This is a genomic window from Pseudalkalibacillus sp. SCS-8, from assembly GCF_040126055.1.
Classification (GTDB): domain Bacteria; phylum Bacillota; class Bacilli; order Bacillales; family Fictibacillaceae; genus Pseudalkalibacillus; species Pseudalkalibacillus nanhaiensis.
The window spans coordinates 2,040,147-2,052,469 of the sequence record NZ_CP143541.1; the positions used below are offsets into that span (position 1 = coordinate 2,040,147).

At 44.8% G+C, this 12,323-nt stretch carries 11 protein-coding genes; all 11 read right to left on the reverse strand.

The features are described from left to right. Positions 1-56: 56 nt before the first annotated feature. Positions 57-1,349 (reverse strand): asparagine--tRNA ligase, encoded by a 1,293-nt coding sequence (gene asnS / locus V1497_RS10660; RefSeq protein WP_349407541.1) that lies wholly within the window; start codon positions 1,347-1,349, stop codon positions 57-59. Between the two features lie 95 nt (positions 1,350-1,444). Further along, complete coding sequence (locus tag V1497_RS10665) at positions 1,445-2,629, reverse strand: pyridoxal phosphate-dependent aminotransferase (RefSeq protein ID WP_349407542.1); 1,185 nt, start codon at positions 2,627-2,629, stop codon at positions 1,445-1,447. A 28-nt stretch (positions 2,630-2,657) separates the two neighbouring features. Continuing rightward, a complete protein-coding gene (locus V1497_RS10670) occupies positions 2,658-3,158 on the reverse strand; it encodes a hypothetical protein (RefSeq protein WP_349407543.1) in 501 nt (166 codons plus the stop codon). Positions 3,159-3,167: 9 nt separating this feature from the next. After that, positions 3,168-3,338 (reverse strand): YpmA family protein, encoded by a 171-nt coding sequence (locus V1497_RS10675; protein ID WP_349407544.1) that lies wholly within the window; start codon positions 3,336-3,338, stop codon positions 3,168-3,170. Positions 3,339-3,551: 213 nt separating this feature from the next. Further along, positions 3,552-4,463, reverse strand: coding sequence for a hypothetical protein (locus tag V1497_RS10680; protein WP_349407545.1), 912 nt, complete (start codon positions 4,461-4,463; stop codon positions 3,552-3,554). Between the two features lie 57 nt (positions 4,464-4,520). Next, entirely contained in the window at positions 4,521-7,322 is a 2,802-nt protein-coding gene (gene dinG, locus V1497_RS10685; RefSeq protein WP_349407546.1) for an ATP-dependent DNA helicase DinG, read from the reverse strand. Between the two features lie 510 nt (positions 7,323-7,832). Further along, positions 7,833-8,216 carry an aspartate 1-decarboxylase gene (gene panD / locus V1497_RS10690; protein ID WP_349407547.1) on the reverse strand — a complete coding sequence of 128 codons (384 nt, stop codon included), beginning with the start codon at positions 8,214-8,216 and terminating at the stop codon, positions 7,833-7,835. A gap of 33 nt (positions 8,217-8,249) precedes the next feature. Continuing rightward, entirely contained in the window at positions 8,250-9,089 is an 840-nt protein-coding gene (gene panC / locus V1497_RS10695) for a pantoate--beta-alanine ligase (RefSeq protein ID WP_349407548.1), read from the reverse strand. Then, positions 9,086-9,922: a 3-methyl-2-oxobutanoate hydroxymethyltransferase gene (gene panB, locus V1497_RS10700; RefSeq protein WP_349407549.1), complete on the reverse strand. Its 837-nt coding sequence runs from the start codon at positions 9,920-9,922 to the stop codon at positions 9,086-9,088. Before panB ends, panC begins: the two co-directional genes overlap by 4 nt. A gap of 255 nt (positions 9,923-10,177) precedes the next feature. Then, positions 10,178-11,164 carry a biotin--[acetyl-CoA-carboxylase] ligase gene (locus tag V1497_RS10705; protein WP_349407550.1) on the reverse strand — a complete coding sequence of 329 codons (987 nt, stop codon included), beginning with the start codon at positions 11,162-11,164 and terminating at the stop codon, positions 10,178-10,180. Next, complete coding sequence (locus V1497_RS10710) at positions 11,137-12,321, reverse strand: CCA tRNA nucleotidyltransferase (protein ID WP_349410796.1); 1,185 nt, start codon at positions 12,319-12,321, stop codon at positions 11,137-11,139. The genes V1497_RS10705 and V1497_RS10710 overlap by 28 nt, the downstream gene beginning before the upstream one ends. Positions 12,322-12,323: the final 2 nt, after the last annotated feature.

Genomic DNA, 12,323 nt, shown 5'->3' on the forward strand with positions numbered 1-12,323 from the left:
TTCCGCTACGAAAATGAAAATGCCCCCGCCGTTGCGGAGGCATTCAATTTAAAGGCTTATGGATAGAGACGGTTCAACAAACGTGGGAATGGAATGGATTCACGGATGTGTTCAATTCCGGACAACCATGCGACTGTCCGCTCCAATCCTAATCCGAAGCCTGAATGAGGAACGCTGCCATATTTACGTAATTGCAAATACCATTCATAAGCTTCTGGTGATAGATTATGCTCCTCATAACGCTTCTGCATTAACTCAAGGTCGTCGATCCGTTGGCTTCCCCCAATAATTTCGCCGTATCCTTCCGGTGCGATAAGGTCCGCGCACAATACGACTTCGTCACGTTCAGGGTCAGGCTTCATATAGAAGGCTTTAATGTCTTTCGGATAATGTGTGATGAAGACAGGCTTGTCATAGCTTTCTGCAATAGCCGTTTCATGCGGTGCTCCGAAATCTTCGCCCCATTCGATATCATCGAAACCTTTTTCTTTCAACAGTTTGATCGCATCATCATACGTAATGCGTGGGAATGGTGCTTTGATTTTTTCTAACATCGAAATGTCCCGTCCAAGCGTCTCCAGCTCGATCTTGCAATTTTCCAATACGGATTGTGCAAGATACGAAACATACTGTTCCTGGATTTCCAGACTTTCCTCATGCTCGACGAACGCCATTTCTGGTTCGATCATCCAGAACTCGATCAAGTGTCGGCGAGTTTTGGATTTCTCGGCACGGAATGTCGGACCGAACGAAAAGACTCGACCGAATGCCATCGCTGCCGCTTCCATATAGAGTTGTCCACTTTGTGAAAGATAAGCATCTTCATCAAAATAACGCGTATGGAACAGCGTGGTGGTTCCTTCAGCGGAGCTGCCTGTCAAAATCGGCGGATCGATTTTGACGAATCCTTCTTTATTATAGAATTCATATGTAGCGCGAATGATTTCGTTTCTTACACGCATGATTGCATGCTGCTTTTTGGAACGCAGCCATAGATGACGGTTGTCCATCAAGAATTCCGTACCGTGTTCTTTCGGTGTGATCGGATAGTCGACCGATTCGGAAATGACTTCGATATCCGTAACGACCAATTCTACTCCAGTCGGTGAACGGTCATCCTTCTTGACTGTACCTGTCACATATAGGCTCGTTTCTTGAGTAATCTCTTTCGCTGTATGCCAGATCTGTTCGTCGACCTCACTTTTTACAACGACGCCTTGGACGAATCCAGTACCGTCCCTTAATTGTAAAAATGCAATCTTACCGCTGGATCTTTTATTCGCAAGCCATGCTCCGATGGTCACTTGCTCATCAATATGATTACGTAATAATTGAACTGTGGTTTTCACGATTGTTCCCTCCACCAATCTGATGTGTTCCTATGATTTATTGCTTCTTCAGCTTTTTATATTGTACATAAACAAGAGCCGATAAACAACCGGCTCTATTTCTGATGCTTCTCCATGAAGCTTCGGATTCGATCGAGCGCTTCCTCCAGGACCGGCAGGGATGTCGCATAGGATAAACGGACATTATCCGGGGATCCGAATCCGCTGCCAGGTACAAGTGCAACTTTTTCATATTCAAGAAGCGCCTCAACCCAGCTGTCGACGGAATCAAATCCTGTCATTTCCACCGCTTCGGTCACGTTCGGGAACAAATAGAATGCACCTTTCGGCTTTTCGCATCTGAATCCCGGAATTTGAATCAATTGGTCATACACTTTGTTGAGCCGTCCTTCAAACGCTTCCTTCATCTCATTCACTGGCTCCTGTGGGCCATCATATGCCGCAATAGCAGCGAATTGAGCAATCGAGGTCGGATTGGATGTACTATGGCTCGCAAGGTTCGTCATCGCCTGGATGATGTCCCTGTTTCCGACAGCATAACCGATTCTCCATCCCGTCATCGCATGAGATTTCGAGACACCATTGATAATGATCGTTCGTTCTTTCAATTCAGGCGAAAGCTGTGCGATCGAGGTATGTGTTTCCCCGAAGTATGTCAACTTCTCGTAAATCTCATCTGAAACGATGATCAGATCATGTTCGACACAAACCTTTCCTAACGCTTTCAATTCTTCCGCGGTATAGATGGCGCCTGTCGGATTTGAAGGTGAATTGATGATCAACGCTTTCGTATTGCTGCTTATCGCCTGTTTCAGCTGATCAGCAGTGACTTTGAAGCCATTTTCTTCTTTCCCTTCAATATGGACAGGGACACCTCCGGCAAGTTTCACTTGTTCCGGATAGCTTACCCAATACGGCGTAGGGATGACAACTTCATCCCCCTCGTCTAGAATGGCTTGGAATAATGTATAAAGCGCATGCTTCGCTCCAGTCGTTACAATGACTTCACTCGGGTCGTACTGGAGCTTCTGATCAGCTTGAAGTTTATCAACAATGCTTTTCTTCAACTGAGCCAGCCCACTAGCTGGTGTATATTTCGTGAATCCTTCCCGCATTGCCGATTCTGCTCGATCGATGATATGCTCCGGTGTATTGAAATCCGGCTCACCGGCACCGAGACCAATCACATCATGTCCTTCAGCCTTCAAAGCGTTCGCTTTTGCGGTGATCGCCAATGTACTTGAGGGTGTCAATGCTTTTACACGTTTTGCTAAATTCATATTCTAACCTCCAGGAATTTTGTAACCATTACGATTTCTTCATCTTGTATGTTTTGAAGTGTGTGCCATCATCATATCTGATGTAGTGGAATGTATATTGACTCCCACTGTCCTCGTAGACGATTTCCCATACTGGTATGAAAGGAGAGGTTTCTCTGAACTTTTCCAATCCCAAACGGATGGAGACAAGCCGATCAGGTGAAAGTTCTTGTCGTACGTATTGTTTCACCTTGTTCCGATCCCATCCTTCCTTCCCATCAATCATCTGCAAATCCCCATTTTTGTCCAATGGAACAAAAATGATCCGTTCTTCTCCTTCTTTCTTTGCATGAATGACATCATAGGCTGCATATGAGCCGTAATAATGATTGATGTCCATGACCTCGCTGATGCCGTATTCCTGTTCAGCAACCGCGATACTGTTCTGTTGCTCATCGCCATGCTCATTCCATACATAATAATAATAAGTGAGACCGAGTAGAAAGGTTCCAACAATGATGGTTCCGACGGTATAAACGATTTTCTTCATACTGATCACCTATGTACGATAGATGGTGAATACCATTTTATCTTGATCTTCTTTATCAAGTGCTAAGCCGAACATCAAATCCTGATGCTTTAATGTACGATTCAATGCGTCAACGATTTTGTATAGGTCCGGAGTGGATTGGACTTTTACCGTCGACAAGATTTCAATTTTGCTCTCCATTACCAGTACACCCCATTAATTGTTGCTCATTTTTACTAATAACTCGATCAATGGAGGGAAGAATAAGACTATCGATCAATAAGCAGCCTCCATGAGACGGCTGCAATATAATCTTCCTTCCCTACACCTTTTTTAGGCTGACTTGTGCAAGTCAGCCCTTTCTTTTTCTTAACCTACCTGTATTTTCAATGAAAACCGGATGATTTTCAATACCTAATTCTTTGCTGAATAAGCCATTTCAGGTTTGAACAAAGGAACTTGAGTGATTTCATAGGCTGTCTTGTTCCATTTCACCATGACTATTCCCTCTTCAAAAGGCTTCAGCACTTCAATCCAGTGTTCATCCAACCGATCGATTACTTCATCACTTGCGATATACCCTTTCCTCTTGAAAAGGACGGCAACTTCAGGTTCAATATGATTCAACAGTTCTTCACTCGTTCCGAAATAATGACCGAATCCTCCTATTTTAAGAAGAGAGATATCCAGTGGTCCTTTCTGAATCAATGAACGATCGATTTCCATATTCGATACACCCATATAAAGGAAACGGTGGGTACCATACTCCATGAGAAGGACGAGACCACCTTCATTGTACTCGCTCCTCGTCTCGACCGTCAGAAGTCGGACATTGAGCTTATGGAAAACCGTCCATTCATCCCCCTGTTTAAGAGGTTTGATTTTATTTCTGGACAATTCGAACTCCTTCATCAGCTCATCTGCGATCAGTTCAGATGTATGAATGGATCCAACCTCCATTTCATCAACCAGCCACCCTAAATTACCTGTATACTGCTTACCAGCATTCGTAATGATCAACGCATCGATCTTCTTTACGTTGAAAATCTTCAATTGATGCTTGAATTGAGAGAGGGATGTTGAACTGCCCGTATTAAGGAGAACGTGGTGTCCTTTCTCATCCTGTATTAAAGCAGCTTCTCCGCTATCCAGTTCCAGGAAGGATATCGCGATATCATCCGCCTTAAGGTTCAGATCCAACTCTTTGATGGCATTCCCTTTCGATTCTTCCGTCATAAAAAATACCGGCTCATCACTAACCGGAATGGCACTGAAAAGAAGCATAAGCAAAAACAAAAAGAAAACGATCAACGGCTTCGCATACACATGGATCCCTCCGCATTAAACGGTATCTTATTCCTAGTGTATGCGGAGGTCAATTTCTTAATCGATGAACTGCTCCAGGTCGTCCAACAATTCATCCATCGTTCCTTGTTGTACGGGCACTTCAGGAAGGGAACGGATGAACAAATTACCATATTTCGTCGTTACTATCCTTCGATCAAAAACAAATACCGCTCCCCGATCAGACGATGAACGGACCAGACGTCCAAACCCTTGTTTGAAACGAATGATCGCCTGGGGCAGAGACAATTCCATGAACGGGCTCTTTCCTTGTTTCTTCAGCTGTTCACTTCGTGCTTCCATGACAGGATTATCTGGTGGATTGAAAGGAAGACGGACGATAATCAAACAGGAAAGATCATTCCCAGGTATGTCCACACCCTCCCAAAAACTGCTCGTTCCGAATAAGATGGCCTTGTCCATCTGTTTGAAGTGCTTGGTAAGCCTTGCTCGACTGCCGCTATCAATTCCTTGACCGATCAGTGAAAAATCCTCAGGTTCAGCATACTCTTTAAAGGAATAATACGTTTTCTTCAGCATGTCGTAGCTTGTGAACAGGACAAGCATCCGCCCCTCCGTCACATGTGCGATACGATAAATGTTCCCAGCAATCGTCGAAGCATATGAATCTGTCGACACTTCCTTGATCATCGGAAGATCCGTCGGAATCATGATTTTGGACTGATTTTTGTAATCGAATGGTGAGTTCAGTTTTACTGTCTGCGTATCTTCTCCCATACCAAGACGGTCCAGAACAAAGTTGAAACGATTGCGGATCGTCAAAGTAGCGGAAGTGAGGATGATACTCCTTTTCTTCCCGAAAAAATCCGCAGCCAACCTGTCCGAAATATCAATCGGTTGATTGTACATGGAAACAGCATTCTTCGCTCCCCCAGGATCCGTCTCCAGCCAGCATACTTCCTCTTCATTGGATGAGAGGATCATGTGTGCAAGCGTCGATCTTTCTTCATCCAACCTGTTCATGAGCCCCGTATAGTCCACAAGTGTCCCTTTTTGGCTTACTGTGAGATGTTCTTCCTTCTTCTGAGCTTTTTTGATCAAATCCCTGCCATCTCGCAACACATCATTGGTCATCAATTGGACTCTCGCAAAAACTTCCTTTAAATGGGCATACCATTCAGGGTCGAGATCATCAATCGCAAAACGGAAATTGATTTTACCGATCTCCGATTTCTTTTGGCCTTTTGCAAGTATATAGATTTTCATCATGCTGAACAATTGATCGATTTCCACTTTCAAGTCCCTCATGACCGTCAACAAATCCTCTTTGTTGTAATCAATATCGAGGGTCTTCAATACGTTTTCCAGCTTCGTCCAGAGATTGACGTTCATGTCTTCCGAAATACCGAGTCGATCCAAAAGTCGGTGGAACGAAAAGTAATCCGTTTGAAGTCCGAAGTGGTCACTTGCTACGTCATCAAGGTGATGCGCCTCATCAATGATCGCTTCCTGATAGCCCGGAATCAATGAATGATCGTTGACAAGATCGGTAAATAAAAGCGCATGATTAGTAATGATGATGTCCGCATCATAAGCCTCACGTTTTGAGCGATGGTAGAAGCATCTCGAGAACCACGGACACTTATGGTTGAGACAAGAATTGGCATCACTTTTCACTTGATGCCAGTATAACTGACCGCCTGATGGAAGGTTCAACTCTTCGATATCGCCTTCCTCTGTCGTTGTCAACCATACGAGCAACTGGGCTTTGGCCAGCAAAACATCATAGTTGTTATCATAAATCTGATCAAGCTGCTGTTCGAATTTCCTCAAGCAGAGATAATGGTTCCTTCCTTTGAGCACTGTCGCTTGGAAATCGAATGGCACCATGTTTTGCAATAAAGGAATATCCCTGTCAAGCAGCTGTTCTTGCAGCTGGATCGTATGGGTGCTGACAACAAGCGGTCTTCCGGTTTTCTTAGCATTCAACAAACCAGGGATCAGATACCCCATCGATTTACCGATACCCGTCCCTGCTTCGATCAAGGCATGACGTCCTTCTTCCAGTGCCTCCCCGACCGCATCCATCATATCCACCTGAGCAGGACGCTTTTCATAATCCGGCATCGTTTGTCCCAGGTGCTTTTCAACCTCGTGGTGGGAAAGCGTTTCGTCTATAGGATCGTCTTCCTTTTCGATGGCGGCCCATTTCTTCAAAACAAGCTGCCGATAGGTTTCTAACTCTGGTTCATCTTCTTCGAGCTGAGTAAGCTTTTTTTCCACTTGAGCTTCAACAAGGTCCGCGACATCACTGTGCATACCTTTCACTAAAGGAAGTAAACGCTGAAGCGTCAATAGTGGCAATGAACGTAATTGATCCAATAATTGTATCAAAAGATAGCCTGTCGCTTCAGCATCACTATCCGCTTGGTGGGGGTTTTCATGGGTAAGCTCCAGTGCTTCTGACAGCTGTGAAAGTTTATAGGAATCCAAGTTCGGCATGAGGATTCTCGTAAGCTCTACTGTATCAAGTGACATCCCACGCCATTCGAAATAACCCGCTTTTTCAAGCTCAGCATTCAAGAAATTCAAATCAAATTTGATATTATGGGCGACTAAACAGGCTCCATCAAGAATTTTCAAAAGACGGGGCGCGACGTCATCGAATTTAGGTGCCTCAGAAACCATTTTCTGATCAATTCCGGTCAAGGATGTAATAAAGGTCGGAATCGGAATTTCCGGATTAAGATATGTCGAAAATCGATCCACAATCGATCCTTCTTCGATGACGACCAAACCAATCTGGATGATTCGATCTTTATGTTTCGGGGAGTGTCCCGTTGTTTCCAAGTCTAATACGACATAACGATTGTTCATCATTTCACCTCAAAAAGAAAGAAACCTGGTAAGGGCAATCCCAAACCATGGTCGAAACAAGCCAATAAACTGTAGCGGCATGACCGCCATCTCCATCTCGTGTTTCCTCTCGTCTTATTTTACGCTTCCTCCACCAATTCTGCAATGACGACGAATGGGCTGAACCATGCAAGTCTTGATTGGGAGTGTATGCTTTTATTTTTTGTAGTGGAGAATGGACCGGTTTGGTGATTCTTCGTTTTTGTAGATCATTTTTGCTTTTTGTAGATAAATTTAAATTTTTGTAGATAATTCTTCATTTCCGTAGATAATTTCTTTTCGTAGATCATTTCACTTTTTGCAGGAAAATCTTCTGTTTTTGTAGATAAACACTGCTAAAATCCTGGTCTAATCCTCAAATTAGCAGTAAAATCATCAGATTACCTTTCTAAAACATGTAAAACAATTAGAAAAAGCTGTCGAGACATGCTCGACAGCCTTAAAATCCCTTGCGCTATACAATTGGCTAAATGATCAAAGGATCGTTGATGCTGGCTCAGCGCTGATTTTTTCGATGATCTTGTTGTTCTCATCCATAATCGCAATGGTTGGTTGGTGAGTTCTTGCCGCCTCTTCTGTCACCATCGTGTAGTTCAGAATGATGACGACATCCCCTTCCTGGACGAGACGAGCAGCAGCTCCATTCAAGCAGATCGTACCGCTCCCTCTCTCACCTGGAATGATATACGTTTCAAATCGGGCTCCATTGTTGTTATTGACGATTTGGACCTTCTCATTTGGAAGCATATCCACAGCATCGAGAATATCTTCATCGATTGTGATACTGCCGACATAATTCAAATTCGCCTCTGTTACCCTTGCTCTATGGATTTTACCTTTCAACATCGTACGAAACATGATTGTTTTCTCCTCCTACATGAACATTTATCGTTAACGAATGATGATATTGTCTATCAAACGGGCCTTCTGGAAACGGTACGCCAACGCAATGATTGTCGGTTGATCGAAGGTTTGGACAGCTTCCAATCCCGGATAAGATAAGATTTGGACATAATCCGTCTCGCCCAAAGCCATCTGATCAAGTTCAGACAATAGCTGGGATCGCACCGTCTCGACATCGGCTCCTTCCTCCGCCAACTTACGTGCAGAGAGAAGATGTTCATAAAGCTTCGGAGCCGCCTTTCGTTCTTCCGTGCTTAAATTGACATTTCTTGAGCTTTTCGCCAGTCCGTCTTCCTCCCGGACTGTTGGGCAAGCGACCAGTTCAACCGGAAAGAAGTAGGACCTGATGAGATCATCCACGACCGCAACCTGTTGCGCATCCTTCAGTCCGAAATAGGCACGGTCTGGTTGAATGATATGGAAAAGCTTCGTCAATACTGTGACGACGCCATCGAAATGGCCTGGACGTTTCTCGCCACAAAGAACATCGGTACGGGAAGTCACCTTCATTACCGTACCAGCTCCTTTTGGGTACATGGCCTCGGCGGAAGGATAGAAAAGGATGTCCGTCCCCCGTTCTCTCGCAAGCCTTTCATCTCTTTCAAAGTCTCTCGGGTATTGATCAAAGTCTTCATTCGGTCCGAATTGAAGCGGGTTCACGAAAATGCTTGTCACGACGAGATCGTTTTCATTCCTTGCCCGCTCAATAAGGGAAATATGCCCCTCATGCAAAAATCCCATTGTAGGGACAAACCCGATTTCTTTTCCTTGTATTTTCAAATCTTTCACGATTTGCTGCATCTCATTGATGTTACGTATGACCTTCATACTTTCCCCCCATAAAGTGAGGCAAGCTGATCCTCTTTCATCGTGAAGCTGTGTCGCTCTTCAGGGAATTGTCTCTCCCGTACATCCTTCACATACTTTTTAAGCGATTCCTCAATCTGTAGAGCAACATTCGTATATTGTTTAACGAATTTAGGAACATGGTGTGACCCATACCCAATTAAATCGTGATAGACGAGCACTTGACCATCCGTACCAATTCCCGCACCAATTCCAATGGTAGGAATGTTCAACTCACGGCTGACGACCTCTGCCAATTGACGAGGGACACATTCAAGGACAAGAGCAAACGCACCTGCCGCTTCGATCTCTTTGGCATCGTTTATCAACTGCCTTGCAGCTTCTGAATCCTTCCCCTGAACCTTATATCCGCCTAAGACAGCTACCGATTGTGGTGTGAGTCCTAGATGCCCCATCACAGGGATACCTGCAGCCGTCAACCTGTCAATGACCTTTATCACTTCCCCTGCCCCTTCAACTTTAACGGCATCGGCGGAAGCTGCCTGCATCAACTGACCAGCATTCTTCAATGCATCCGATACTGAGGTGTGATAGGTGAGAAATGGCATATCTGTAACGATGAAGGTGTCTGGAGCACCGCGCTTCACCGCTTTTGTATGATGGATCATATCATCAAGGGTGACTGGGATGGTCGATTCATAGCCAAGGACAACCATGCCAAGAGAATCCCCAACCAATATCATGTCTACCTCTGCCTGTTCAGCAAGCTTAGCTGATGGATAATCATAGCTCGTCAACATCACGATCGATTCATCTTGTTCTTTCATTTTTCTAAAGTCACTTGTCTTTTTCATTCTTCTCCTCCTTACTTATTCAGAGGAAGATGAAAGCAAACAGAAAGAATATGGACAACATGTTCCTTCCATGTAAAAAACCTTCTTTCAGACATGCTGAAAGAAGGATATGAAACGCTTACAACTTTCATCCCTCTGTCCATGTCCTTTGTGGGATCAAGGCAGAATAAATTTTGAAATGATTGTGATCGAATGGGTAAGAAAAGTGCAGTTCGTCCTATACGATACCGCCTACAAAACCATTATAGCAGAATTTTACGTATTATGGGGAAGTTCTATGTCGGCAGAATAGACACGGTGAACCGTCCCCTCGTCATCCTCGACGAGCAAGACACCTTCTTCCGTAATCCCTTGAGCCCTTCCAAACAGTACTCCTGTAATCGTCCGTACACGTACTCTTTTGCCAAGACTAGCTGCTGACCCTTCCCAAAGCAATTTGATCGGCGCAAAACCATGCTCAAGATAGAGAAGGTAAAGTTTCTCCATCTTCTCGAGGATTGCGCGAACGAGCTTAGCCCTCTCAATTTCTTCCCCTGCTTCGACCTTCAAGGACGTCGCAGTATTGGCGATCTCTTCTGGAAAGGCTTCTCGTGGTGTATTGACATTGATCCCGATACCCACGATCACTGAATTGATGCGATCGGCTTCAGCCTGAAGTTCAGTGAGGATTCCGACCACTTTTTTTCCATCGATTAAAATGTCATTCGGCCATTTGATTTGTCCATTCAACCCAGTTACTTCTTCAATTCCTTGAACCACACTCACTGCTGCCAGCAGGGTGAGTTGTGGTGACTTCTGAGGAGGGATGTTCGGTCGAAGGATAATACTCATCCAGATTCCAGATCCCTTCGGAGAATGCCACGCTCGACCTAACCGTCCTTTTCCGGATACCTGTTCATCTGCAATCACGATCGAACCTTCCTCGGTACCGTCCAATGCATGCTTATGAGCAAGCTCCTGTGTAGATGTGACTTGAGATTCATAATAAATCGTATGGCCAAATTTCTCGGTTTTCAGCTGATGCTTGATTTCACCAGGATTGAGATTGTTCGGTCTCTCGATGATCCTGTAGCCTTTTTTTTGGACCGCTTCTACGACATATCCTTCTTTTCGAAGCTCCTCGATATGCTTCCAGACTGCTGTTCGTGAACACCCGATGATTTGGCTTAATTTCTGACCGGATAAGTATCCGTCGGATTCTGAGAGGAGACTGATCAGTCGTTCTCTGGTAGTTGATGACACTTTGTAATCCACTCCTTAATTTCAGAAGGATCATTTTTAATCGATCCTTCCAGGACACGTTGTTCAATTTGTTCTAGCAAGCTCGCAATCCATGGTCCAGGCTTCCGATTGCAGATCTCCTTAAGATCATTGCCATCGATTCCCAACTCACTCCGTTCCTGGATCGGCAAGCGAGTAAAGCTCTCCCTCATTTCTTCGATTGTTACGTGAGGTTTTTCTCCGAGATAGGCTTTGACTTTATGTACGGCTTCCAAGCTTTCCAATCCATGCATATAAAGGTTCACAGGACTTTGAAAATCGATGTCGGAACGGACAAGTCGGATTATGCTGTCTACACGGGCACGTTTTTGATTCGGAAGCCTCCAAGCTTTTAACCAATCATAAGGATCAGCGACCTTGATCCTCAATAGAAAACCCGACCACCTTTGGACATCATCATACAGTATTTTCCAGTCAAAATCATACTCCTTCTTGTCCAACGAGTAAGGACCGTGTGGGAGGTGCTTGCTCATTCCACTGTCGATCAGTAGCTTAAGGGCAACTTCTGCATGAGCACCTGCAAGAAGCTTCTCGAATTCCTCCCTGATCCGTTCTACAGATATCTTTTCAAGTAAATGGGCGCGGTCAATCAAGGCAGCGAGTGTATCTTCATGTAATGTAAATCCTAGTAACGAATGAAAGCGAATCCCCCGCATCATACGAAGCGGATCCTCTTGAAACCGTTCAAAAGGATCGCCTACTGCTCGGATGATACCGTCCAGTAGATCTTGTTTACCACCATACGGGTCGATGATCGTACCATCCTGCTTCAACGCCATCGCATTGATGGTGAAGTCACGCCGAGCTAAATCTTCCTCAATGGAATCGTGGAACTCGACATCAGAAGGGCGACGATAATCCTCATACTCGCCTTCCGCCCTGAAGGTGGTCACCTCAAAGGATTCTCCATCTTCTCTGACGATGACAGTCCCATGAGAAAGACCGATCGGAATCGTCTTCGGAAAGATCCGCATCACATCCTCTGGATGAGCAGAGGTCGCAATATCGATATCCCCTAACGACTTGTCTAAAAGACGATCACGAACGACGCCTCCTACGATATAGGCTTTAAATCCGTTCGCCTGCAGCGTTTCGATAATCTTTTGCGCTTTAGTCATCG